At 49.3% G+C, this 23,533-nt stretch carries 25 protein-coding genes; 17 read left to right on the top strand and 8 right to left on the bottom strand.

All coding sequences use genetic code 11. The features are described from left to right. Positions 1-183: 183 nt before the first annotated feature. Positions 184-1,080, top strand: a complete 897-nt coding sequence (locus tag FGB90_RS16510) for an NAD-dependent epimerase/dehydratase family protein (RefSeq protein WP_138811974.1) — start codon at positions 184-186, stop codon at positions 1,078-1,080. Between the two features lie 83 nt (positions 1,081-1,163). Here FGB90_RS16510 and cydS read toward each other — a convergent pair whose 3' ends face one another. From cydS to FGB90_RS16500, 3 genes are read right to left on the bottom strand one after another with little or no spacing between them, the layout of a single operon-like run. Then, complete coding sequence (gene cydS / locus FGB90_RS20225) at positions 1,164-1,271, bottom strand: cytochrome bd oxidase small subunit CydS family protein (RefSeq protein WP_438502710.1); 108 nt, start codon at positions 1,269-1,271, stop codon at positions 1,164-1,166. A 14-nt stretch (positions 1,272-1,285) separates the two neighbouring features. Further along, complete coding sequence (locus FGB90_RS16505; RefSeq protein WP_138811973.1) at positions 1,286-2,299, bottom strand: cytochrome d ubiquinol oxidase subunit II; 1,014 nt, start codon at positions 2,297-2,299, stop codon at positions 1,286-1,288. A gap of 14 nt (positions 2,300-2,313) precedes the next feature. Continuing rightward, positions 2,314-3,675, bottom strand: a complete 1,362-nt coding sequence (locus FGB90_RS16500; protein ID WP_138811972.1) for a cytochrome ubiquinol oxidase subunit I — start codon at positions 3,673-3,675, stop codon at positions 2,314-2,316. Positions 3,676-3,920: 245 nt separating this feature from the next. Between FGB90_RS16500 and FGB90_RS16495 the strand changes: the two genes are divergently transcribed. Together FGB90_RS16495 and FGB90_RS16490 are read left to right on the top strand one after the other, a co-directional pair. After that, positions 3,921-4,412: a carboxymuconolactone decarboxylase family protein gene (locus tag FGB90_RS16495; protein WP_138811971.1), complete on the top strand. Its 492-nt coding sequence runs from the start codon at positions 3,921-3,923 to the stop codon at positions 4,410-4,412. A 36-nt stretch (positions 4,413-4,448) separates the two neighbouring features. Continuing rightward, positions 4,449-5,078, top strand: a complete 630-nt coding sequence (locus FGB90_RS16490) for a response regulator transcription factor (RefSeq protein ID WP_138811970.1) — start codon at positions 4,449-4,451, stop codon at positions 5,076-5,078. Between the two features lie 12 nt (positions 5,079-5,090). On the opposite strand, the gene FGB90_RS16485 is transcribed toward FGB90_RS16490, so the two are convergent. Further along, positions 5,091-5,714, bottom strand: coding sequence for an NAD(P)-dependent oxidoreductase (locus FGB90_RS16485; RefSeq protein WP_138811969.1), 624 nt, complete (start codon positions 5,712-5,714; stop codon positions 5,091-5,093). A gap of 133 nt (positions 5,715-5,847) precedes the next feature. On the opposite strand from FGB90_RS16485, the gene FGB90_RS16480 reads away from it, so the two are divergent. Further along, positions 5,848-6,573, top strand: coding sequence for an urease accessory protein UreH domain-containing protein (locus FGB90_RS16480; protein ID WP_138811968.1), 726 nt, complete (start codon positions 5,848-5,850; stop codon positions 6,571-6,573). Positions 6,574-6,619: 46 nt separating this feature from the next. Here the strand turns inward: FGB90_RS16480 and FGB90_RS16475 are convergent, their stop codons facing one another. Then, a complete protein-coding gene (locus tag FGB90_RS16475) occupies positions 6,620-7,165 on the bottom strand; it encodes a transcription repressor NadR (RefSeq protein WP_138811967.1) in 546 nt (181 codons plus the stop codon). A gap of 6 nt (positions 7,166-7,171) precedes the next feature. Beyond that, positions 7,172-8,317 (bottom strand): cysteine desulfurase family protein, encoded by a 1,146-nt coding sequence (locus FGB90_RS16470; RefSeq protein ID WP_138811966.1) that lies wholly within the window; start codon positions 8,315-8,317, stop codon positions 7,172-7,174. 94 nt (positions 8,318-8,411) lie between these two features. Here FGB90_RS16470 and nadB point away from each other — a divergent pair, with 94 nt between their 5' ends. From nadB to FGB90_RS16405, 13 genes are all read left to right on the top strand, one after another. Beyond that, positions 8,412-9,962 carry an L-aspartate oxidase gene (gene nadB / locus FGB90_RS16465; protein ID WP_246056226.1) on the top strand — a complete coding sequence of 517 codons (1,551 nt, stop codon included), beginning with the start codon at positions 8,412-8,414 and terminating at the stop codon, positions 9,960-9,962. Further along, on the top strand, positions 9,959-10,819 hold the full coding sequence (nadC, locus tag FGB90_RS16460; protein WP_138812161.1) for a carboxylating nicotinate-nucleotide diphosphorylase: 861 nt from the start codon (positions 9,959-9,961) through the stop codon (positions 10,817-10,819). The genes nadB and nadC overlap by 4 nt, the downstream gene beginning before the upstream one ends. Beyond that, the gene (gene nadA / locus FGB90_RS16455; RefSeq protein ID WP_138811964.1) at positions 10,806-11,912 is read left to right on the top strand and encodes a quinolinate synthase NadA; all 1,107 of its coding nucleotides are present in this window, start codon (positions 10,806-10,808) and stop codon (positions 11,910-11,912) included. The genes nadC and nadA overlap by 14 nt, the downstream gene beginning before the upstream one ends. 419 nt (positions 11,913-12,331) lie before the next feature. After that, positions 12,332-13,516 carry an acyl-CoA dehydrogenase family protein gene (locus FGB90_RS16450; protein WP_138811963.1) on the top strand — a complete coding sequence of 395 codons (1,185 nt, stop codon included), beginning with the start codon at positions 12,332-12,334 and terminating at the stop codon, positions 13,514-13,516. A gap of 114 nt (positions 13,517-13,630) precedes the next feature. Then, a complete protein-coding gene (locus tag FGB90_RS16445) occupies positions 13,631-14,986 on the top strand; it encodes an acetyl-CoA carboxylase biotin carboxylase subunit (protein WP_138811962.1) in 1,356 nt (451 codons plus the stop codon). Positions 14,987-15,004: 18 nt separating this feature from the next. After that, on the top strand, positions 15,005-15,217 hold the full coding sequence (locus tag FGB90_RS16440) for an acetyl-CoA carboxylase biotin carboxyl carrier protein subunit (protein WP_138811961.1): 213 nt from the start codon (positions 15,005-15,007) through the stop codon (positions 15,215-15,217). A gap of 223 nt (positions 15,218-15,440) precedes the next feature. Further along, entirely contained in the window at positions 15,441-16,358 is a 918-nt protein-coding gene (locus FGB90_RS16435; protein WP_138811960.1) for a hydroxymethylglutaryl-CoA lyase, read from the top strand. 16 nt (positions 16,359-16,374) lie between these two features. Next, positions 16,375-17,151, top strand: coding sequence for an enoyl-CoA hydratase-related protein (locus tag FGB90_RS16430; protein WP_138811959.1), 777 nt, complete (start codon positions 16,375-16,377; stop codon positions 17,149-17,151). Positions 17,152-17,178: 27 nt separating this feature from the next. Further along, complete coding sequence (locus tag FGB90_RS16425) at positions 17,179-18,708, top strand: acyl-CoA carboxylase subunit beta (RefSeq protein ID WP_138811958.1); 1,530 nt, start codon at positions 17,179-17,181, stop codon at positions 18,706-18,708. A 153-nt stretch (positions 18,709-18,861) separates the two neighbouring features. Then, on the top strand, positions 18,862-19,557 hold the full coding sequence (locus FGB90_RS16420; RefSeq protein WP_138811957.1) for a CoA transferase subunit A: 696 nt from the start codon (positions 18,862-18,864) through the stop codon (positions 19,555-19,557). An 18-nt stretch (positions 19,558-19,575) separates the two neighbouring features. Beyond that, the gene (locus FGB90_RS16415) at positions 19,576-20,235 is read left to right on the top strand and encodes a CoA transferase subunit B (protein WP_138811956.1); all 660 of its coding nucleotides are present in this window, start codon (positions 19,576-19,578) and stop codon (positions 20,233-20,235) included. 237 nt (positions 20,236-20,472) lie between these two features. Beyond that, complete coding sequence (locus tag FGB90_RS16410) at positions 20,473-20,664, top strand: alpha/beta-type small acid-soluble spore protein (RefSeq protein ID WP_138811955.1); 192 nt, start codon at positions 20,473-20,475, stop codon at positions 20,662-20,664. A 161-nt stretch (positions 20,665-20,825) separates the two neighbouring features. Beyond that, positions 20,826-21,107 carry a hypothetical protein gene (locus tag FGB90_RS16405; protein WP_138811954.1) on the top strand — a complete coding sequence of 94 codons (282 nt, stop codon included), beginning with the start codon at positions 20,826-20,828 and terminating at the stop codon, positions 21,105-21,107. Positions 21,108-21,167: 60 nt separating this feature from the next. Here the strand turns inward: FGB90_RS16405 and FGB90_RS16400 are convergent, their stop codons facing one another. Both FGB90_RS16400 and FGB90_RS16395 read right to left on the bottom strand, forming a co-directional pair. Further along, a complete protein-coding gene (locus FGB90_RS16400) occupies positions 21,168-22,259 on the bottom strand; it encodes an ABC transporter ATP-binding protein (RefSeq protein WP_138811953.1) in 1,092 nt (363 codons plus the stop codon). 193 nt (positions 22,260-22,452) lie between these two features. Then, the gene (locus FGB90_RS16395) at positions 22,453-23,346 is read right to left on the bottom strand and encodes a PucR family transcriptional regulator (protein ID WP_138811952.1); all 894 of its coding nucleotides are present in this window, start codon (positions 23,344-23,346) and stop codon (positions 22,453-22,455) included. Positions 23,347-23,533: the final 187 nt, after the last annotated feature.

Here is a 23,533-nt window from a genome sequence, read left to right as displayed (position 1 = left end):
GCTTTGCTACAAGTGTATTACGTAGTGTAGTACACTTCATTTTAATCATGTTAATTTGCCGCTGTCAAGCTTCAATCTGTTACTGATCCACGGTCTTTACAGCGATGGTTTCGGGATAGGGGAGGATTTTGCCTGGAGGCTGAAGAAATTAACGAGGATGCAGAAAAAAGAGGTGATCGATTCATGACAGGAAATCATACACGAAGAAAAGTGCTTGTGCTTGGAGGCAGCCGTTTTTTCGGCAGACGCCTTGCAGAGAAGCTGATCGAAAATGGAGACGATGTCACTATTGCCACAAGAGGTAACCGGGAGGATGGGTTTGGAAGCCGGGTCAGACGTGTAACAGTGGACCGTTCCGACAGGGGGGCGATGGAAAAAACCTTCGAAGACACCCGCTGGGATGTGGTATACGACCAGATCTGTTTTTCTCCCGACGATGCAGCGATAGCCTGCGATATATTTAAAGAACGGGTCAGTCATTATGTTTTGACGTCAACTCTTTCTGTTTATGATTATGACCGTAAGGAAGTAAAGGAAGAGAAGGATTTCGATCCGTATGACTATCCGATTCATTACGGCAGCAGCAGTGATTTCAGCTATGGGGAGGGAAAACGTCTTGCCGAGGCGGTATTTTTTCAGCGCGCCGGGTATCCGGTAACGGCAGTACGCCCCCCAATCGTCCTTGGTGATGACGATTATACGGAAAGGCTCCATTACCATATCCGCAAAGTAAAAAACGGCGAGCCGATCGGCATCACCGATCTGCAGACCTCTCTATCTTTTGTGGAAGCCGGTGATCTTGCGGAATTCCTTTTCTGGGCCGGCAGTAAGGAGATTTACGGTCCCGTGAATGCCTCATCACCGGATTCGATAACTCTAGGCACCCTGATCGGGCTCATTGAGGAAGCAGCAGGAAAAAAAGCAGACGTGGAAGTTCCGGGAGAAAAAGTGGAGCAGTCACCATTTAACTTTCCTTCTTCCGCTTATCAGGATGTAAGCCTGGCGGAAGCATCAGGGTATTCCTTCAGGAAGCTGACCGAATGGCTGCCGGGGCTGATCAGAAGAATTAAGGATAAATAGCCTGTACAGTAAACAGTAAAAGGTGTCCCGGGAAGTGAAAACCGGGACACCTTTTTGTGGTAACTGAATTTATTTACTGTTGTTTATTCGAAATGATCTTTTCCTTTCGCTCCCCAGATGAATACGACAGCTACAGCAGCCACCAGTACGAGGGGAGGTGCAATCATGATAAGAAAATAGGTGAGATCCATGTCGATACCCTCCTTTATTTTCGTCCTTCCAGATATTCCGCGTCAAAGAGGAAAAGTCTCATAAGCAGGTAAAGAGACGGAATAAGCATGAGCAGTCCACCGATAAACGCAGCAATCAGCGCGATGGCCATACTCTCGTTCGTAAATCCGTCATAAATCGTAAGATACGGGAAGAGCAGGTAAGGCAGATGGGATGCGCCGTAGGCAAAGAATGCTGTGAAAAACTGCAGCATTACGAAGATAAAGGCTACTCCCAGGAAACGACGCTTCCAGATGAGCCAGACAGCTGCTGCAAAAGAAACAAGAGAAAGGGCGAACATCCACCACAGATCCATCATGTTGGCAAAGTGAACCGGATTTCTCTGGCCGAGAAGGAAAAAGACGATAAACGCCATAATGATGGTCGGAAACGCCCAGGAAAGGGCATATCTGCGGACGATCTCAAGTGCCTGGCTGTCTTTTGCCCGGTCTGCATAGTACGTAAGAAACGCAGCCGAAATGAACAGGACACTGAATATAGCTAGAAATACAACTCCCCATGAATAAGGGCTTGTAAACAGTTCACCGTAAAGAAGGGTAACGCTGCCGTTATCCACAACGAGGTAGCCGCCTTCCGAGATCGTAAGCACCGTTGTGAGGGATGCGGGAATCAAAAGTCCCGTTGCTCCGTATAAAAGTGAATAGATGTGACTGTCTTTCGCTCCATAGGTGGCAAAGGCATAATAGGATCCGCGAATCGCCAGCAGAATGATAGAGATGCTCCCCGGGATAAGAAGCGCCGTTCCGTAGTAATAGGCGGTGTCCGGAAAAAATCCGATAATCCCGACAAAAAAGAACACAAGAAAGACGTTGGTTACCTCCCATACAGGAGAGAGGTAACGCTGAATAATATGGTGAAGGGCGTGCCTTTTTTTCGTAATCCGGCTGTAGTAGCTGAAGAAGCCGGCGCCGAAATCAATCGACGCCACGATCAGGTAGCCGTACAGAAAGATCCAGAGCACAGTAATGCCCAGCAGTTCATAGCTCAATGGAGGTACCTCCTTTACTCATTACTAACACGCTTTGGCTGTTCCATGCCGCGCTTTTCAAGTTCGTGCTCAACAGGGTTCTCTTTAAACATTTTTCTGAGAACTGCTCCGCATGTCACCCCGAGGATGGTATACAGGATAAGGAAGAGAACAAGCATAAGTCCTACGTGATCGGATGTTGTGGCCCCTTCCTCCACGCGCATGATACCGTTAATGATCCATGGCTGACGGCCTACTTCGGCAAAAATCCAGCCTGATTCAATGGCAATCATACTGAGCGGTCCACCGGCCGCGACCATGATGAGAAGCGGTTTGTTAAACGCATTCCAGTTTTTCTTCCAGTTCATTACCACAAACAGAGTGGAAACAAACGCCAGATACATGCCGATAAACACCATCATGTCAAAGGCGTAGTGCACCCAGAGCGGCGGAAGTTCATCTTCCGGAAACTCGTTGAGTCCCACAACCTCGGAATCCGGCATACCACCGGCGAGGATACTGAGGGCATAGGGGATTTCCAGGGCATATTTCACTTCATTGTCTTCGGTAAGCACGCCACCTAAAATCAGCGGAGCGTGTGTTTCTGTTTCAAAGTGCCACTCTGCTGCAGCCAGTTTTTCCGGCTGGTATTCATGAAGGTATTTACCTGAGAGGTCGCCGATGACTGCTGTGGCGATGGCAAATACAGCACCGGACACCATGGTGAGCTTGAGCGCCTTTTTGTGATAGACATGATTGTTTCCTTTCAGCAGGTGAATGGCTGCAATCGTCCCGAGAATAAAGGCAGCGGTCAGGTAGCATGTGATAATTACATGCGAAATCTTTGTCGGTGTTGCAGGGTTAAACATCGCCTCAATTGGACTTACGTTCGTAATCATACCGTTAACAATGTCAAATCCCTGTGGAATATTCATAAACGCATTGGCGGTTGTAATGAAAAAAGCAGACGCTGTGGCGCCGATTACAACTGGGATAATGAGCAGGAAGTGACGCATTTGCGTCTTGAACCGGTCCCATGTGTACAGATAGATTCCGAGAAAGATCGCTTCAAAGAAGAAAGCAAAAATCTCCATAAACAGCGGCAGACCAATTGTATGGCCGGCTGCCTGCATGAAGTTCGGCCACAGAAGGCTCAGCTGCAGACCGATGGCTGTTCCTGTTACAACTCCGACAGCTACGGTAACTACAAAGCCACGGGCCCATCTCCTCGCGAGAAGGGTGTAGTGGGGATCATTTCTTTTAATTCCCATCCATTCAGCAATGGCAATCATCAGTGGAACCCCTACACCGAGGGTAGCGAAAATTATATGAAAACCGAGTGTCAGTGCAGTCAGAAGACGGCTGAGAAGCACCGGATCATTTTCAATGCCGAACATAGAACGTTCCCTCTCTTTCAGTGAATAATGGATAAGGTTACAGGCACAAATGTAAGTATACTAATCATAAAATATGTGAAATAATAAACATATAGGTGACAACACCTAAGATAGTGTGAACTTGTGAGCAAATTTTGAACAAATACAGAGTAAATTGTGACAAATGAAATAAGAGCCTGAAAGGCTGAATGATGGGACCTGTCAGTAAAGTACACCTCATTAAATCTGAAAAAGGATGATGACCGATGCCGTGGATTAAACCAGTTAAGATGAGCGAAATGAAATCAGTGATGACGGATTCAGAAGAGAGTCCGACAGTTTTTCATCGGCTGATGGGACACACACCTGAACTCCTAACAGCCTTTACCCCTTTACAGAATGCCGTAAAACAAGTCTCCCTCAGTGATCTCATGAGGGAACGGCTCATAACGTATGTTTCAAACCTGAATGGGTGCACGTACTGTACTGCAGGCCATACAAAAGCTCTTGAAGCACTTGGTGAAACGGAGAAGAACATTCAGGCTCTGCTCGACAGCAGAATTTCCGCCTTTGATGATCGGACTCAGGCAGTCCTTACTTATGCGCGAAGACTCGTACAAGACAGAAACGAACTTTCACGGGAGAGTTTTGAGGAAATGAAAAGAGCTGGAATGAGCGAGAGGGAAGTGGTGGAAGTCAATCACGTAACGGCTTATACAAGCTATACGAATCAGCTGTCTATAGGACTCGGTCTGTAGGTACCGGGCTGCAGTTTAGTAAGAGGGGGAGAGAATATGAGAAGCCTGATTTATGAAAAACACGAACTGATCCGTTACGGGTTTATTCAGCTTCTGAAGGACATGTTTCCTGTTGAGTATTGTCTTGAAGCGGAAAGTCCGGAGGCCGTCGAGTCACTCCTTGATCAGTATTCATTCGACTGGCTCTTTATTAACGGAGAAGAATTGGACAGGGAAACAACGGGAGGAATGATTGATGCAGCGAGATCAGGAAACCCTGCGGTTAAAACTGTCCTGCTTCATAACGCCGGGGGGAAAGCGGATCTCTCTTTCCTTGAAAAAAAGCGGATCAGCGGAGTTGCAGGAACAAACGAACCTGTGGAAGATCTGATGAAGGTTCTGAAAGGGATAGAGGAAGGAAACATCAGGTACAGCTTTGCCCATAACTCAGGCCCGGACAGTGCAGGCGCGCTTTCACAATCCGGGGTGCTGACAAGGCGGGAAAATGAAGTTTTTGTTCATTTAATCAGAGGCTATTCGGTTGCAGAGTCCGCCCGGGCTCTCGGCATTTCCTTAAAAACGGTGGAAAATCACAGGAACAGTCTCAGAGCAAAACTGAAAGTGACTTCCCAGAAGGAACTGATGAGTGCCGCGGAGAGACTCGGTTACATTCAGTTTAAAAGCTGAGCCTTTTGTTTTTTATTCTGTCAGACCGACCCGGTGACCGGTATACTCCTCCCGGAAAAACTCCCTGAACGCAAACTCTGCGGTATCTCCGGTTGTAATCCGAGATGGGTTTTCCGGGAGCACATCCGCCTGGGCGCGGATACGGCCTGAAGCCTCTCCGTCAGGCAGGTAGGTGGGGCAGACGATCGTCCAGTGAAGATCTGAATCACGCAGTGCTTCATAGGCGGCCAGGTGGTCACGGGCAGCAGTGGTAGATTTCCTTTTAGACTCCGTAGACTGGAACCGGAACAGTTCCGGTTCTGTACGGGACTGCAGAATGCCGGCTGTGCCGATCGTAACCGCTCTTTTTATACCTTTCTTATTCATGCTCTCAACAAGGTGAGGGGTGAATGTGCTGAGAAGGTTCTGTTTATCAGTGGACAGGCATGAAATAACGCCGTCTATGCCCGACATAGCTCTTTCAATATGAACCCTGTCTGAAGCATCGCCCTGAAAGACGCGCACGTTTGCAGGAAGAGGTGACGGGAGTCTGTGGGGAGAGCGGACAAAAACTGTAAAGTGATGTGCGCTTTCCCCGGCAAGCTGAAGCAGATGCCGGCCTGTTCTGCCGGTGGTGCCGAAGAGAAGAATATTCATAACTGATACCTCCTTTGACTGCTGTAAGTATAACTGCCCTTTTCCGATGGGTACAGCAGATTGACAGCTTTCCGGGATCCTGCTGCCTCTGGTACACTGGGGATGAGAAAAAAGACAGTTAGGAAGATCGCCTATGTTTGAATTAGCCGAAGCCTTCAGCCAGTGGCTGCGGAGCCCGTTTATGAATGCTGCCGAAAGTGCAGAATCCTGGCCCGTCCTGTTTGCCCTTCTACTGGGACTCGTAGGTGCCCTGGCTCCGTGTCAGCTCTCGGGTAACCTCAGTGCCATTACCCTTTACGGCACACGGTCGCTCAAAAATGGGGTCTCATGGCGGGAAGCAGCGTTTTATACAGTTGGAAAAATAGCAGCCTTTATGCTTGCCGGCGGAATTGTGTGGCTGATCGGCCAGGAGTTTCAGCAGCAGCTTACCCTTTATTTTCCCTGGTTCAGACGACTCCTTGGTCCACTGCTTATTGTAATTGGTCTATACATGATGGGACTGTTTACGATGAGATGGACAATGAGGCTCTGGAAAAACAGGAGAGAGGTAAGGGGTGGATCCTGGGGTGCTTTTATGCTTGGTTTCACCTTTTCGCTCGGATTCTGTCCGACGATGTTTCTCCTGTTTTTCATGCTTCTCATGCCTGCGGCTTTTACGAGCAGTGCAGGAATTGTCCTCCCGGCAGTATTCGCAGTCGGAACCGCTGTGCCGTTCCTAATCGTGATCGGCCTCATTTCCTATCTGGGTGCCGGAGGCGTTGTAATGAAAAAAAGCCGGAAGCTTGGACTGATCGTCCAGCGTACGGCTGGTGCGGTCATGATCGTCATCGGGGTACTGGATATCCTGACGTTCTGGTAGTTTACGGCGGCCCGTATTTTATCCCTCGCCTGATAAGAGCTCCAAATCAGGAGTCCTCCACAAGAAACCCCGCTTCCCTTATTGCCGCCACACCCTCATCGAGCATGTCTTCGGAGCTTCCCTCAATTGTATGGAGGTGAACGCCGTCAGTGAGCTCGGAGAGGTAGGCGGCTTTTTCCTGTTCAATCCGTTCAATGAAACGCTCCACTTCCTTCCGGTTCCTTACCATGATCGAAGCAGTCAGATCGCCGTAAACGGGATGCTCGATTTTTACGTCCCGGACAGTAATACCGTGGTCCACGAGGAGAAACAGTTCTTTTTTTGCCTCGTCAGGTTTGTGACGGCATGCAATAACTCTCTCTGCGCCGCTATGCTGACGGCCGTGATTCGGCACCAGTACGTAGCCTTCGGATGTAGCCATCACAGGTATGCCTCTTGCTTTTAACAGGGAGACATCCTGAACGATAACCTGTCTGCTTACGTTCAGCTTTTTTCCGAGTTCTGTACCCGTCAGGGGGGATGTTTCCCGGAGGAGTGCATTGATTTTTTCCCGACGCTCCTCGCCGCGCCACTTCTTTTCAGAATCGTTCACGTTTGATTAAGCCTCCTTTTTCATTGAAGCAGCCAGCGTCTTAAGGTGTCCGGCTGTCTGCGTCAGGTCTTTGTACGTTGTGGTGATTCCTATGGAGACTCTGAAAAATTCCCGTGCCTCCTGATCACTTTTTCCTAAAGAAGATAATACATGGGAAGCTTCCTGTCTGGCAACCTGACAGGCACTCCCTGTGGATACGCAGATTCCGTACCGATCGAGAGAGAGCATGACGTACTGGCCTTCGATACCCGGAAGCCGGAGTCCGACAATGTGCGGAGCGCAGTGTTCGGCGTGACCCTCAATTTTCACTTCAGGCACTTCCGACCGGATCATTGTTATGAAGAAACGGCGAAGTTTGTCCATGTGGTTCCTGTTTGCCTCAAGTTCAGAACAGGCCTTTGAAACTGCTGCACCGAATGCGGCAATGGACGGTGTGTCCACGGTGCCTGGACGAAATCCCCGCTCGTGGGAAGGGGAGGTATAAGGGTCCGGACACTTCCACGGCGTGCCTTCGCGAATGTAAACAGCGCCGGTGCCTTTTGGTCCCTGAACTTTGTGCGCAGAAAAAGTCAGGCTGTCAGCGTACTTCATGAGTGCTTTTATCGGCATTTTCCCGAATGACTGAACGGCATCGGAGTGAAACAGAACGCCGCGGGATTGGCAGAGCGAACCTATCTCCTCCACGGGCTGAACCGTCCCTGTTTCGGAGTTGACATGCTGGATCGATACAAGTGCAGTGTCCAGGGTGAGATTGTGTTTCAGTTCACTTATGGAAATAATGCCATCCCTGCTTACCGGCAGGAAGATAACTTCGTATCCCCGCTCCTGAAGGTAATGACATACCGATAAAACGGAAGGATGTTCCACACTGCTTGTGACGATCCGCTTTCTGCCGGTATCAGCTCCGAGGACAAGGGAAAGTATTGCCCGGAAATTTCCTTCCGTTCCACCGCCGGTAAAATAAACCTCTTCCGGATTTGCCCCGATTGCCCGGGCAATCTCCGCCCGTGATGCTTCCGTCAGCCTTGCAGCATGGTAGCCGCTTTCATGGAGGCTGCCGGTATTGCCGTAGTAGCTTTCCGCGGCCTCTTTGTATATCTCCAGAGCTTCTGTGCTCATAGGTGTTGTGGATGCGTGATCAAGAAAAATCATTCTCTCTCCCCCAGTTAAGAAAACAGTTGTATTTAGTTTAAATCTGTGTAAATATATGTGTCAAGACACCTGTAAACTTACAGGAGGGGTGAATTTGCATAAACAGACTGTGATCATTCTCGGGAGCGGGCTTGCAGCACTCACTGCGGCCCGGGAACTGAGACGGCATTTTAATGTGAGGATAATCACAAAGAACCCGCTTGGAGCGAGTTCGTGGAAAGCGCAGGGAGGAATTGCTGCAGCCGTCTGCGAGGAGGATGGCGGTTTGAAGCACAAACTGGATACATTGAAGGCGGGGAGCGGCCACAGTAATGCTGATGCCGTATCCATTATGGTAAGAGAAGGGGCCGAGGCTGTAAAAAGGATGATTGCGGACGGAATGGTTTTCGATCACGGTCTCGGCCTGGAAGGAGCCCATTCGGCAAGGAGAATATTTCGTGCAGGTGGTGACAGCACCGGTAAAAAAATGATGGGGCATATGCTTGACCACTGTCACGATGTTGAAATGGATGAAAAGGTGAGGGCAGTGGATCTTCTCGTGGAAAAAGGGGTGTGCACCGGTGTGCTGGTTAAGCACGTGGAAACAGGCAGGCTTGAAAGGATGAAGGCCTCAGCTGTTGTGATTGCAACGGGAGGATACAGCGGCCTTTTTGAAGTTACATCGAACGATCCCACTCTTACAGGGGAGGGAATAGCCATGGCCTACCGTGCAGGTGCTGTGCTGAGTGATCTTGAGTTCGTCCAGTTCCACCCTACACTTCTTTACCGGAAGAAGATGTCCTACGGTCTTCTTTCCGAAGCACTGAGAGGGGAGGGGGCCCGGCTCGTGACCTCGGATGGGAAATATGTTATGGACCATCACCCACTGAAGGATCTTGCCCCGAGGGACATCGTATCCAGAACACTTCACCGCTCCCTCCGGAATGGAGCAGAAATATATCTTGATATTTCATCAACCGGTGATTTCTCACTCCGATTTCCTACAGCCGCCGCACAGTGCATGCAGGCAGGACTCAATGCTTCGGACAAAAAACTGCCGGTGCGTCCCGGCGCACATTTTACGATCGGAGGCATCGGTACAAATACAGACGGGGAGACTTCAGTCCCTGGATTGTATGCCGTGGGAGAATCAGCATGCACAGGTGTGCACGGAGCAAACAGACTTGCAAGCAATTCCCTTCTGGAAGCAGTCGTTTTCGCAGAACGTGCAGCACATAGTATAATCAGGCGATCAGCGGGAGGACGGCGGACTTACACGGCTGAAGGGGGCATACAGCCGGCAGAAAAAGAGTGTGCACCGGTAATGCCGCCGATCGGAAAGATCCGCAGGCATGTTTCGGAGCATGCTGGAATTGAACGGGACCGTGAAGGACTTGAAAAGCTTACGTCATGGCTTGATGAATACAGTCCGGAGCTTCATTTTCACAGTTTCAGAGGTTCCTGGACACTTGAGGAAATTGAAACGAGCAACTGCCTGATTGTCGCTTCCCTGCTGGCATCTTCAGCGCTTATGCGCAAAGAATCCCGCGGCACGCACTGGCGCAGTGATTTTCCTGAGCAGGATGATCCAAGGTGGGCACAGCGGCCCATCCGCCGGCAGAGGAATCGGAAAATACAAACAGAACAAGAGGTGCATTTGTCATGAACAAGTGGATGCTGAAACAGCTCCTGGAAAACTGGCTGATTGAAGATTCGGGTTTCCGGGATATCACTACTGAAGCGATTTTTCCGGAAGGGGCAAAAGGGGAAGCCCGGTTTATTGCTAAAGAAGAAGGAATCTTTTTTGGCATGGAAGTGCTGGAGACAGCCTACAGTTCACTGGGCATGGATGTGACATTTGTCTGTGAAATCCGTGACGGGGCAGAACTGAAAAAGGGAGATACAATTGCATCTGTTTCCGGCAGCATGAGAGATATTCTTACGAGCGAGCGGGTGCTGTTAAACCTTGTGCAGCGTCTGAGCGGTATTGCAACAGCCACACAGGAAGCCGTCAGAGCCGTTGAAGGTCTTCCTGTAAAAATAACCGATACGAGAAAGACGACGCCAGGCCTGAGGATGCTTGAAAAAGCTGCCGTCCGTGCTGGAGGAGGCGTAAATCACCGGCTTCGTCTGGACGATGCGGTCATGATTAAAGACAACCATATTTCCGCGTGCGGATCGATTGCAGAAGCTGTGGAGCGGGTCCGGGATACTGCCGGCCATATGGTGAAAATCGAAGTGGAAGCTGAGACCGAAGAACAGGTTACTGAAGCGGTGAAGGCAGGGGCGGATGTCATTATGTTTGATAACGCTGATCCGGAAACCGTGAAAAATTGGCTCAGACACGTGCCAAAGAGGATCGTAACCGAAGTTTCAGGCGGCATTACTCTGGGCGAACTTGCTGCGTTTGGGGAAACGGGGGTAAATGTTATTTCCATGGGTGCCCTGACCCACACTGTAAGTGCCCTTGATATCAGTCTTGCTGTCGTTGAAGAAGGAGGACAAACCAATGAGCGCAATTGATCTTCTGATGAAAAACGAATCGATGCTCCCGGAAGTCTATAAAAAGATGACGGATGACGAGCTGACTGCAAAAATAAGCCGTGTTAAAAAGGCGCTTGGCAGTGATCTTTATCTGCCGGGTCACCATTACCAGAAAGATGACATCATCCGCTTTGCTGACGCTGCAGGAGATTCCCTTAAGCTGGCACAGCTTTCAGCTGCGAACAAAGAAGCACGGTATGTTGTTTTCTGCGGTGTTCATTTTATGGCAGAAACAGCGGATATTCTGACGGAGGATCACCAGGAAGTGATTCTGCCGGATATGCGGGCCGGCTGTTCCATGGCGGATATGGCGGATTACCGCCAGACAGAGCGGGCGTGGGAAGCCCTGACACACCAGTTTGGAGACACGATTATTCCGATTACCTATGTCAATTCCACTGCGGAAATCAAGGCATTTGTCGGCCGTCATGGAGGGGCGTGCGTAACGTCGTCAAACGCCAGACAGATCGTTACATGGGCTCTTGAACAGAAGAAACGCATTCTGTTTCTTCCTGATCAGCATCTGGGCCGCAACACAGCCTATGAACTGGGAATTCCGCTTGATGAAATGCTGGTATGGGATCCGATTGCTGAAGAGCTGGAAGAGAGCGGTGCTCCTGAAAAATGCCGGGTCCTTCTCTGGAAAGGCCACTGTTCGGTCCATGAGAATTTCCGGATGCCCCACGTGGAGCATCTTCGTGAAAAAGAGCCCGACAGACGGATTCTCGTCCACCCTGAATGCACGTGGGAAGTTGTCCAGGCAAGTGATGATGCAGGATCCACAAGCTACATTATTGATCAGATCAGAAACGCGCCCGATGGAAGCCGCTGGGCCATTGGAACGGAAATGAATCTGGTGAACAGACTGATTGATACGAATCCGCATCTTGATATCATTTCACTGAACCCGTATATGTGCCCGTGTCTGACGATGAACAGGATCGATCTTCCACATCTCGCGTGGGCCCTGGATCAGGTGGAAGCCGGAAAGCCGGTAAATACGATCCGGGTGCCTGAAAAAACAGCCAGCGATGCCAAAAAGGCTCTTGAGCGGATGCTGGAGCTGGTTTGATATATCGATTTTACAGCCTTCCTGCCCGGAAGGCTGTTACTTTATTTCTGCAGAAGGAAGGGACCCGGTAAACAGGAGGGACCCCTGAAGAGTTTATGAAGAAACTTAACAGTTGGCGAACAGAGCCAGATAGGTGGTGAAGAAACCTGAATTAATGCTCCGTCAGGTAAAAGAAGATCCTGTTCATCAATTCACAAATAGTCAAAATAATATAAATTTATTTACAATTAGAAAACCGTTGCCTATAATTAAACTGAACGATTGCTCAGTCAGATTGTCCTTGGCTGATTTTTTTAATCAGCAATTGTAAGCCTTTACATCAGCATGATTGATCATACTCATCCAGAACCCGCATCCGGAGGATCACGACTTTATATTTCCAGGCGAAGAGCCTGCAATACTTACAGGGAGAGGATTATATGAATTTTTCACTCACAAAGGAACAGCAGATGATTAAGGAAATGGTCAGGGATTTTGCGAAAAAGGAAATTGAACCGAAAGCCGACGAAGTGGACCGTACGAGCCGTTTCCCGGAAGAAACATTCAAACGCATTGGTGAACTTGGCCTGCTGGGAATTCCGTTTCCTGAAAAGTACGGCGGATCCGGCGGAGACACCATTTCCTACGCACTTGCTGTAGAGGAAATCGGAAAAGCCTGCGGAGGAACCGGACTCAGCTATGCTGCAGCGGTTTCACTGGGTGCCTCACCGCTTTACTATTTTGGAACCGAGCAGCAGAAGCAGGAATACCTTGTACCGATTACAACCGGGGAAACACTTGGTGCTTTCGGTCTTACTGAGCCAAGCGCAGGATCGGATGCAGGCGGAACACGTACACGTGCAGAGCTTGTCGGTGATCACTACGTGATTAACGGTGAAAAGTGCTGGATTACAAACACGGAATATTCCCGGATCGTCATCGTTACTGCCGTAAACGGAAAGGATGACCGCGGCAGAAATAAAATTTCCGCCTTTATTGTGCCTACGGATTCCCCGGGAGTGACCATTCGGAGCGACTACGAAAAATTCGGAGTAAGAGGTTCCAATACATGTGAAATTCACCTTGAGGATGTCAAAGTGCCGAAAGAAAACATTCTCGGTGATCCGGATAAAGGATTTAACCAGTTTCTTTACACACTTGATGGCGGACGTATCTCAATTGCAGCACTTGCCGTTGGAATCGGGCAGGCAGCATATGAAGCAGCACTTGCCTATTCAAAAGAGCGCAGACAGTTCGGCCAGGCGATCGGGAGCTTCCAGGCAATCCAGTTTAAGCTCAGCGATATGGCAACAGAACTTGAACTTGCAAGAAACATGGTCCATAAGGCAGCCTGGCTGAAAGATCAGAACAAACCATTCAAGAAAGAATCAGCAATGGCGAAGCTGTTTGCTTCCGAAGCTGCATCCCGTGCCTGTAACCAGGCGATTCAGATCCACGGCGGCTACGGCTACATGCGCGAATATAAAGTGGAAAGATTCCTCCGGGACGCCAAGCTCATGGAAATCGGGGAAGGAACTTCCGAAATTCAGCGTCTCGTCATTGCCCGTGAAATCGGCTGTCCGAGAACAGAATCAGGCGAAAAACAGACAGCGGGCCGTTCGTAACGTTTACAGACTGAATTACAGAAACGAGAGGCCGGGTGCCCCGCGCCTTCTTTACGGAAAGCAGAGGGCACCAGGACTTTTTAGGATTTCAGATCAAAAAACGGAGGAGATACGATGATTAAAAAACTGCTCGTAGCCAACCGCGGTGAAATTGCCGTTCGTATTTTCAGAACATGTGAACGCCTCGGCATCAGGACTGTGGCCGTATTTTCAGATGCCGATGAAGAGGCCGTACATACAAAAGCAGCCGACGAAGCAAGGTGGATCGGTCCAGCCAGGGTTAAGGAGAGCTATCTGAACGCAGATAAAATTTTAGAGGTGGCAAAGGAAACAGGAGCAGATGCCATCCATCCGGGATACGGCTTCCTTTCTGAAAATCCTGATTTCAGCAGACGGGTAAAAGAAGCCGGGATTACTTTTATCGGGCCGGCTGAAAACATCATGGAAACGATGGGAAATAAGATCGCAGCAAGAGAAGCCATGATTGAAGCCGGTGTTCCTGTTGTGCCTGGCGCTACCCTGAAATCGGAAAACGAAGACGAAGTGGCCAAAGTCTGCGCTGAAATCGGCTATCCGGTTATGATTAAAGCTGCTTCCGGAGGCGGCGGAATTGGTATGCAGCGTGTGGACCATAAGGATGAACTCGTGAAAGTGCTTCCTTCCGTCATAAAAAAGGCGGAAACGTTCTTTGGATCCGCTGAGCTTTACGTGGAGAAGTTTATTGAGAACCCGCGCCATATCGAGGCTCAGGTATTCGGTGATCACCACGGCAATGTTGTCTGCCTTGGAGAGCGTGACTGCTCCATTCAGCGACGCAATCAGAAAATCATCGAGGAGGCACCAGCGCCGAAGCTGAGTGATGAAACGAGAAAATCACTGTTTGCCTACGCCGAAAAAGCAGCAGGTAACATTGGATATACGAACGCAGGAACGATTGAATTTCTCGTGGACAGCGACGAAAATATCTACTTCCTTGAGATGAATACACGCCTTCAGGTTGAACATCCGGTAACAGAGGAAGTGACAGGAATCGATCTTGTCGAATGGCAGATTAGAATTGCAGAAGAAAAAAGGATTTCCGACCTTGAAGAACGAAATATGTCATACGAGCATGCGATTGAAGTCCGTGTTTATGCCGAAGACCCGGTCACGTTTTTTCCATCACCAGGAAAACTGAAGCGCTGGTCCTTCCCACAGATGGAGGACATCCGATACGATTCAGGTGTGGAAGAAGGTGTGCAGGTCACTCCGTTTTATGACCCTATGCTGGCAAAGATCATTGCAAAAGGCAGTTCCAGACAGGATGCGATTGAAAAGATGTCTGCCTGCCTGGAAAAGGCGGAAGTGGAAGGCATTAAAACGAACATTCCCATGCTTATTGAAACACTGCAGCACGACGTCTTTAAAGAAGGCAGCGCCACCACTCAGTTCGTACAGCAGTACGTAATTGAGAAAAGCTCAAAAGTCTAAGCACAGGAGTGAACAATCATGAAAGAAGTTAAAACATCAATGGCAGGAAACGTATGGAAAGTACAGGTTACACAAGGAGATCAGGTAACGGCGGGCCAGGAAGTGGTCATTCTGGAATCCATGAAAATGGAAATCCCGATCACAGCCGAAGAAGATGGCGTTGTTGAGGAACTCAAAGTCGAAGAAGGCAGCTTCGTAAACGAAGATGACGTTCTGATGACGTTGAAATAGTTTTTCATATAGCCAGGAAGGAAGTGGAAGGCGGCGACTCCTGCGGGAACAGGATCGACTGAAGGACCCCGCAGGGTGGTATTCCCGAGGAGGCTGAAGCGATGCCCGCGGAAAGCGCCCGCCTGAAACGTACTGCAGCCCTGGCATTAAAACATTCACCGGAAAAAGGAGCCTGCAGGCTCTTTTTCCCTGCCGGTGAAACACAGAACAGGAGGACGTGAATTTGGCTTATCCTGATCAGGTTCTCATAAAGGAAGTCGGTCCCCGGGACGGACTTCAGAACGAAAAAACATTTCTGCCGACGGAAAAAAAGGTCGAATGGATCGACCACCTTTCCGAAAGCGGTCTCTCCTATATTGAAATCACCTCATTTGTAAATCCGAAATGGATTCCCGCACTGGCGGACTGCTACGAGGTTGCCACACAGATCCGCCGTAAACCCGGCGTCACCTACGCCGCTCTCGTCCCGAACATGAAAGGACTGGAGAAAGCACTAAAGGCGGACGTGGATGAAGTGGCAGTTTTTATGTCCGCAAGCAGCACCCACAGCAGAAAAAACATTAACAAAACAATTGATGAAACACTGCCTGTACTTGAAGAAACCGTACGTGAAGCAAGAAGTGCAGGTAAAAAAGTAAGAGGGTACCTGAGTACGGTATTCGGATGTCCATACGAAGGAGAAGTATCCCCGGAAGAGGTGCTGCGCATAACCGACCGTCTCCTTGAGATGGGGGTATATGAAGTCTCTCTCGGCGACACCATCGGAGCCGGAAATCCCCTTCAGGTGGAAAGCAGTCTGGAGGAGTGGTGCTCCAGGGTTGCTCCTGAACACCTGGCCCTGCACTTTCACAACACACGTGGTATGGCTCTTGCCAACACACTCGTAGGCCTGAAGGCAGGAATTCATACATACGACGGGGCTCTCGGGGGACTCGGGGGATGTCCTTATGCAAAAGGCGCATCCGGAAACGTGGCAACCGACGACCTTGTTCACATGCTTCATGAAATGGGAATCAGGACAGGAGTGGATCTCTCAAGTCTGGCAGAGGCCGGGGAATTTATCGAATCAGCCCTGGGCAACCCTCTGGACAGCCATCATATGGAAGTGTTCCGCGCCAGTAAGGAAAAAGACCACTGCTGAAACGGAGGAGGCAATTATGGACTTTATCCGCACACATATTAAAAATAATACAGCCTGGCTGACTATTGACCGGCCAGAAGCTGCTAACGCACTTTCAAAACAGGTGCTCGAAGAAATCACAGAGACTCTTGCTTCACTGGAAAGAGACCGCAGCATTCGTGCCCTGGTGATTACAGGGGCCGGGGATAAAGTATTCAGCGCAGGAGCTGATCTGAAGGAGCGCCGCGAACTTCCTCAGGAGGAAGTGCCATTTGCCGTTAAACGGATCCGGGAAACGGTGGATGCAGTAGCTGCATTTCCTGTACCGACGATCTGTGCCCTGAACGGCCCGGCATTCGGCGGCGGCTTTGAACTGGCACTTGCCTGTGACATCCGTCTCTGTACGGAGCATACAACGTTTGCTCTTACGGAAACGACGCTTGCGATTATTCCTGGAGCCGGCGGTACCCAGCGTCTTCCCCGCGAAATCGGTCCGGCCCGTGCAAAGGAAATGATCTTTACCGGTAAGAAGATAGATGCAGTAAAAGCAGAAGAATGGGGTCTCGTCACAGCCGTCTGTGACCGTGATTCTTTAATCAGTGAAACTGAAGCGCTTACAGACCGGATTGCATCAAACGGTCCCGTTGCACTCAGACAGGCAAAGTTTGCAATCAGCGAAGGAACGCAGACCGATCTGACAACCGGTATTGCAATCGAGGCAAAAGCCTACGAAGTAACGATCCCGACGAGTGACCGTCTTGAAGGACTTGAGGCATTTAAGGAAAAAAGAAAACCGGAATATACCGGTAAATAAAGTTTGTTTGACCGAAAGGAGAAGGTTATGAGCAACGAAGTGCAGTGGCAGGAAAAAGTAGAGCAGATCTACCGCGGCGGCGGTGAGAAATATCATCAGAAAAATGCTGAAAAAGGGAAAATGTTTGTCCGTGACCGTCTCAAAATGCTTTTTGACGAAGGTTCGTGGGCCGAGGATGGCCTGTTTGCCAACTCTGAAAACGAGGGACTCCCTGCAGACGGGGTTGTAACGGCTACTGGAAAGATTAACGGTCAGACAGTGTGTGTCATGGCGAATGACTCCACCGTAAAAGCCGGTTCGTGGGGCGCCCGTACAGTGGAGAAGATCATCCGCATCCAGGAGACGGCTGAAAAGCTTGAAGTTCCGCTCCTATACCTGGTGGATTCAGCCGGGGCACGAATTACCGACCAGATCGAAATGTTTCCGAACAGGCGGGGAGCCGGAAAGATCTTCTATAACCAGGTGAAACTTAGCGGAAAAGTTCCGCAGATATGTCTTCTGTTCGGTCCCTCTGCAGCAGGCGGTGCCTACATTCCGGCCTTCTGTGACGTGGTCATGATGGTGGACGGAAATGCTTCCATGTACCTCGGATCTCCGCGGATGGCGGAAATGGTAATAGGAGAGAAAGTTTCCCTCGAGGAAATGGGCGGGGCGAAGATGCACTGCTCCACTTCCGGGTGCGGGGATGTGCTCGTCTCTTCCGAAGAAGAAGCCATTGAAAAAGCAAAGCAGTACCTTTCCTACTTCCCGAGCAACTACAAAAAGAAAACCGAACCGCAGCAGCCGGTACCGGTACCGGAGTTTGAGAAGACTCTTGAAGAAATCGTGCCTAAAAACCAGAACGCCCCATTCGATATGCATGAGCTGATTGCACGCATCACGGATGAAGGCAGCTTCTTTGAGATGAAAGCACTGTTTGCAAAGGAACTGATCACAGGATTCGCCCGTATCAACGGAAAGCCTGTCGGGCTTGTTGCCAATCAGCCCCGCCAGAAAGGCGGTGTACTGTTTCACGATTCCGCCGATAAGGCAGCCCGCTTTATTACATTGTGCGATGCCTATCATATTCCGCTTATTTTCCTTGCCGATGTACCGGGCTTCATGATCGGAACAAGAGTGGAAAAAGCAGGCATCATCCGGCATGGGGCAAAAATGATTTCCGCCATGTCCGAAGCAACAGTTCCGAAAATCAGCGTCATTGTCCGTAAAGCCTACGGTGCCGGTCTGTATGCAATGGCAGGCCCTGCATTTGAACCTGACTGCTGTATTGCGCTTCCAACTGCGCAGATTGCCGTAATGGGTCCCGAAGCAGCAGTAAACGCCGTTTACGCTAACAAAATTAGCGAACTGCCGCCTGAAGAGCGGGCAGCGTTTATCCAGGAAAAGCGGAAAGAGTACCAGGAGAACATTGACATTTACCGCCTTGCCTCCGAACTCATTGTTGATGAAATCGTGCCGGCGAATAAGCTCCGACAGGAACTTGAGGACCGCCTCGATCTCTACAGCTCAAAAAATCAGGTATTCACCGACAGGAAGCACCCTGTTTATCCGGTGTAGGCCTTCTGCTTTAGCAGCTGACCGCAGAAAAGACAGTTAAGGACAGCAAAATTGAATTACGTGCAGGTAAGCTGCAATTAAGTACAAGTAAATCCAAATAAGTACAAGTAATCCGAAAGTAAGTACCCAAAACCATTAGAGGAGGGGACAGCTGTGAAGGAACTTTACTCATCGTTTGAAGATGCAGTCAGTGAAATCAGGGACGGCTCCACGATCATGGTCGGAGGTTTCGGTCTCTGCGGCATTCCCGAAAACCTGATCAGGGCACTCCGGGAAACTGGTGTAAAAAACCTGACCATTATTTCCAACAACTGTGGAGTAGACGACTGGGGACTCGGACTGCTTCTTGAGAACAAACAGATCGATAAAATCTACGCCTCCTATGTAGGCGAAAACAAGGAATTTGAACGTCAGGTACTGAACGGGGAGCTTGAAGTGGAACTTGTTCCACAGGGAACGCTTGCCGAACGGATCCGCGCAGGCGGAGCAGGCATTCCCGCCTTTTACACTCCTGCCGGGGTGGGAACGAAAGTGGCAGAAGGAAAAGAAGTACGTATGTTCAACGGAAAGGAATACCTTCTGGAGGAAGCTTTCCAGGCCGATTTCAGTCTCGTGCGCGCATACAAAGGGGACCATCACGGAAACCTCGTGTACCGCAAAACTGCCCGTAACTTTAACCCGATGATCGCGGCTGCAGGAAAAGTGACCATCGCGGAAGTGGAAGAGCTGGTTGAAACAGGTGAACTTGATCCTGAAAGCATTCATACACCGAGTATCTACGTCAATAAACTCATCGTCGGTGAACAGGAGAAACGAATTGAGCGAAAAACACTGGCACAAAAAGCCTAAACGGAGGGGGAATGACACATGAGCGTAGTGGACCGGCATAAAATGCGGGAGCTGATCGCCCGCCGTGCAGAAAAGGAAATTCATGACGGTGATTATGTGAATCTGGGTATCGGCATGCCTACAATGGTAGCAAACTACATTACCGAAAATAAACAGGTGGTGCTCCAGTCCGAAAACGGTCTTCTCGGAATTGGCCCGTACCCTGATGAAGAAGAGCTTGATGCCGACCTGATCAATGCAGGAAAGGAAACTGTAACCGCCATTAAAGGTGCTTCATATTTCAGCAGTGCAGAAAGCTTTGCCATGATCCGCGGCGGACACATTGACGTAGCCATTCTGGGTGCCATGGAAGTAGCGGAAAACGGAGACCTGGCAAACTGGATGATTCCCGGCAAAATGATTAAAGGGATGGGCGGAGCCATGGATCTTGTTCATGGGGCAAAAAAAGTGGTCATTATAATGGAACACGTGAACCGTTCCGGGGAACCGAAAATCCTTAAGGAGTGCAAACTTCCTCTTACAGGTAAGCAGGTTGTGAACCGGATCATTACGGACCGCGCCGTAATCGATGTGACAGAAGACGGCCTTCTGCTCCGTGAAATTATTGGAGATTACAGTGTGGAAGATATTCAGGAAGTGACCGAACCGGAACTCCTGGTTGACCCTTCACTAAAATAACCTAAATTTGAAATACAAAATGAAAAACGGCCGATCCGGCCGTTTTTCTATGTTTTAATAAAAAATCACTGAGTATTAAACCGTCAGTAAGTGCGATTAGACTTAGTACAATAAAAGTGAATTTGCTTTTGGAATTGCGATCTGGTATTATAATTCATTTTCCTAAAAATTACTAACCTCCTTCACACATATAGATGATCCTTTGAAACAAACTAGGTGTACAAGGAGGTGAGAAACATGGCAAACAACAACAGCTCAAATCAACTTGTAGTACCTGGCGTACAACAGGCTCTTGATCAAATGAAGTACGAAATCGCACAGGAATTCGGGGTGGAACTTGGCCCGGACTCTACTGCACGCTCTAACGGATCTGTAGGTGGAGAGATCACTAAGCGTCTTGTGCAGCAGGCTGAACAGCAATTCCATTAAAAACAAATGAATAACATGGCTGTAAAGAGGGAGGGAAACCTTCCTCTTTTTAAATGTCAGGCAGATGGACACTTTGCAGGTAATCCTGGACTCCGAAGGGCGCACATTGAGGCCTGCCGGCGTGAACGTCAGCCTGAAGCTCTGAAAGGAGAGTCATTCACATGAGCAGCTACTGCCCTGTCTGTAACGGTATGAAAACAATCGAAGCGAGCACCTGTCCGGGCTGTTCAGGGTTAATGGAGGACTGTGGTAAGTATACCGATTTTTTTGACAAGTACAGTGCCTATGAGGATATTGAAACAGTGAAGCTCAGTAACGGCGTAAAAGACGACCACACCGGCCACCTTTGTGCCCATATGATGTACTGCCGCGACTGCCGGATTGAAAAGGTTGTGACTATAGACGAAAAAGGCGGGGAAAAAAGCGGAGAGGATGTCCTGTAAGTGCACAGGGCACGAACAATCGGACATCCTCTCCATATATATAAGGGGGGGTACACAGTTTTAGCGGATACGCTCTTCGGTATCAGCGTCAAAGAAGTGTGCTTTATTCATATCCAAAGCAAGCTGGACAGAGTTTCCGCTTGTAATATCAGTACGGCTGTCAACACGGGCGATAAATTCCTGCTCACCAATTTTGGAGTAAAGGAATGTTTCAGCACCCATAAGCTCCGCAACATCGATTTTAGCTTCCAGCTGCGTTTCTCTTGAAGACTCAAGGAAGACAGGCTCATCATGAATATCCTCCGGACGTACGCCAAGGATAAGATCCTTGTTTTCATACTGACCCAGAAGTTTCATCTTTCCTTCAGGAATCTTGACTTTTGTGTCTCCCATCTCAAAGTAGCCGTTTACGAGCTTACCGGAAAGGAAGTTCATGGCCGGAGACCCGATAAATCCGCCGACAAAGACGTTCTCAGGGTAGTCATAAATATCTTTCGGCCGTCCGACCTGCTGGACGAGACCATCCTTCATAACGACGATTCTCGTAGCCATTGTCATTGCTTCAGTCTGGTCGTGCGTTACATAAATAGTCGTTGTCTGCAGACGCTGGTGAAGCTTTGTAATTTCAGCACGCATCTGGACACGGAGTTTAGCGTCAAGATTTGAAAGAGGCTCGTCCATAAGGAAAACTTTTGGATCCCGTACGATTGCACGTCCAAGCGCGACACGCTGGCGCTGACCACCGGACATTGCTTTCGGTTTACGGTCAAGCATTTCTTCGAGGCCGAGAATCTTTGCAGCTTCGCGGACACGCTTATCAATATCCTCTTTCTTGAATTTACGGAGCTTAAGCCCAAAAGCCATGTTCTCGTAAACATTCATATGCGGGTACAGCGCGTAGTTCTGGAATACCATTGCAATGTCGCGGTCTTTTGGTGCCACGTCGTTTACAATGTTGTCTCCAATGTAAAGCTCACCTTTTGAAATATCCTCAAGTCCGGCAACCATCCGGAGTGTTGTAGACTTACCGCACCCTGACGGTCCTACGAATACGATAAATTCCTTATCTTCGATATCGAGGTTAAAGTCTGTTACGGCCTGAACATCGCCGTCATAAATTTTATAAAGTCCTTTAAAAGTAATATCAGCCATGATTTACCCTCCAGTGCTGTTTGTGCGCTTAAGCGCTTTCTTTAATGTGATTTCAGTGTACCGTAAAACGCTTACATGGAGCTATTGTAAACATGCACAAAAGTTAACAGTCTTTTTTGTGCACTTGATGCAGACATTTCGGCAGTATACAGAAAAAACCGGAGGGCACCCAGGCCGTCCGGCAGAATCGTAATTATTTCTTTTTGGACTTGAGGGCAAGCAGCATCAGGTATGCGGCTACTGCATTTGGAAACTGCTTAATATCAAGAGACGTTTTTTCAATAAATTTCTCAACCCTGTACTGAAGGGTGTTGCGGTGCACGAACATCTTTTTTGCTGCCATGGATGTGTTCATGTTGCATTCCAGGTAAACTCTGACCGAATGGAGGAGATCGTAATCCTCCCTGACATTGTCCAGCTGTTTTTTCAGGATCAATTCCGTTTCTTTTCCGAGACTGCTCAGAAGCCAGTGGGCAAGTACTTCTCTTTCAAAGAAAACATGCTGTGAGGGGGAATAGGACCGGGCAGCCTCAAACATCTTTTTTTCAAGCCGGTAATGCTCGAAAAGCAGCCCCGGTTCAGTCTGGGGGGTGCCGGCAAAGAAGGAAATCTGTACGTAAAAATCCCCTGTAAGGGCGTCGAGCATGCGCTGGTCCGGGCGGTCATCCTCGAAGTCACCGTCGAGGCGCTGAACAAGGACGCCGTCAGCGGGACCTGACCATACGATTGCCTCCGTGGAACTGAACAGACTGTGGACCGCTTCGGCGAATCCTTCCCGGTCATTAAGTTCCCCTTTAAGCGAGAAATGGATAAACCGGACAGGAAGAGACAGAGCTTTTCCTGCTGGAATTTCCCCTTCCAGCAGAATTCCGCTCCAGAGTCGTTCCGTTTTCGAAACAGGGGTTATGAATTGTTCAGCCGGTTCCTCAAATAAAGTCTGCAGGAGAGATTCCTCCTCTCCGGTGAGGAGATCCCGTTTCAGGGAAACCCGTTTCCCGTTTTCATCCTGCAGCGTAAGAACGTTTACGGTTTTTTCACTGCCGTCTGCAATGGCATATGCGTATTTCTGAATGACTTTATCGAGCATAAGTATTCTTTTCTCCCATCGGTGTGCTACAGCCTATTATAGAAAGACGGGAACATCCCCGCAAGAAAAACCTGGTCTGAAACATTAGAAACATACTAACATTAGTAGCACAGACCAAGGCCATGGTCTGTGCTACTATTTTTTTATAGTAGAAGTGAAGAAAGGCCGACCAGCCTCTGGGACCATG

This window comes from Alteribacter natronophilus, from assembly GCF_006007885.1.
GTDB lineage: Bacteria > Bacillota > Bacilli > Bacillales > Salisediminibacteriaceae > Alteribacter > Alteribacter natronophilus.
Note: the sequence above shows the minus strand (reverse complement) of the source record. Positions and strands in the feature narration are given on the sequence as shown.

Excerpts from the sequence above, each read along its gene's own strand:
- FGB90_RS16510 (WP_138811974.1), top strand. The coding sequence starts at position 184 with ATGACAGGAAATCATACACGAAGAAAAGTGCTTGTGCTTGGAGGCAGC.
- cydS (WP_438502710.1), bottom strand. The coding sequence starts at position 1,271 with ATGGATCTCACCTATTTTCTTATCATGATTGCACCTCCCCTCGTACTG.
- FGB90_RS16500 (WP_138811972.1), bottom strand. The coding sequence starts at position 3,675 with ATGTTCGGCATTGAAAATGATCCGGTGCTTCTCAGCCGTCTTCTGACT.
- FGB90_RS16495 (WP_138811971.1), top strand. The coding sequence starts at position 3,921 with ATGCCGTGGATTAAACCAGTTAAGATGAGCGAAATGAAATCAGTGATG.
- FGB90_RS16490 (WP_138811970.1), top strand. The coding sequence starts at position 4,449 with ATGAGAAGCCTGATTTATGAAAAACACGAACTGATCCGTTACGGGTTT.
- FGB90_RS16485 (WP_138811969.1), bottom strand. The coding sequence starts at position 5,714 with ATGAATATTCTTCTCTTCGGCACCACCGGCAGAACAGGCCGGCATCTG.
- FGB90_RS16480 (WP_138811968.1), top strand. The coding sequence starts at position 5,848 with ATGTTTGAATTAGCCGAAGCCTTCAGCCAGTGGCTGCGGAGCCCGTTT.
- FGB90_RS16470 (WP_138811966.1), bottom strand. The coding sequence starts at position 8,317 with ATGATTTTTCTTGATCACGCATCCACAACACCTATGAGCACAGAAGCT.
- nadC (WP_138812161.1), top strand. The coding sequence starts at position 9,959 with ATGAACAAGTGGATGCTGAAACAGCTCCTGGAAAACTGGCTGATTGAA.
- nadA (WP_138811964.1), top strand. The coding sequence starts at position 10,806 with ATGAGCGCAATTGATCTTCTGATGAAAAACGAATCGATGCTCCCGGAA.
- FGB90_RS16450 (WP_138811963.1), top strand. The coding sequence starts at position 12,332 with ATGAATTTTTCACTCACAAAGGAACAGCAGATGATTAAGGAAATGGTC.
- FGB90_RS16445 (WP_138811962.1), top strand. The coding sequence starts at position 13,631 with ATGATTAAAAAACTGCTCGTAGCCAACCGCGGTGAAATTGCCGTTCGT.
- FGB90_RS16440 (WP_138811961.1), top strand. The coding sequence starts at position 15,005 with ATGAAAGAAGTTAAAACATCAATGGCAGGAAACGTATGGAAAGTACAG.
- FGB90_RS16430 (WP_138811959.1), top strand. The coding sequence starts at position 16,375 with ATGGACTTTATCCGCACACATATTAAAAATAATACAGCCTGGCTGACT.
- FGB90_RS16425 (WP_138811958.1), top strand. The coding sequence starts at position 17,179 with ATGAGCAACGAAGTGCAGTGGCAGGAAAAAGTAGAGCAGATCTACCGC.
- FGB90_RS16415 (WP_138811956.1), top strand. The coding sequence starts at position 19,576 with ATGAGCGTAGTGGACCGGCATAAAATGCGGGAGCTGATCGCCCGCCGT.
- FGB90_RS16410 (WP_138811955.1), top strand. The coding sequence starts at position 20,473 with ATGGCAAACAACAACAGCTCAAATCAACTTGTAGTACCTGGCGTACAA.
- FGB90_RS16405 (WP_138811954.1), top strand. The coding sequence starts at position 20,826 with ATGAGCAGCTACTGCCCTGTCTGTAACGGTATGAAAACAATCGAAGCG.
- FGB90_RS16400 (WP_138811953.1), bottom strand. The coding sequence starts at position 22,259 with ATGGCTGATATTACTTTTAAAGGACTTTATAAAATTTATGACGGCGAT.
- FGB90_RS16395 (WP_138811952.1), bottom strand. The coding sequence starts at position 23,346 with ATGCTCGATAAAGTCATTCAGAAATACGCATATGCCATTGCAGACGGC.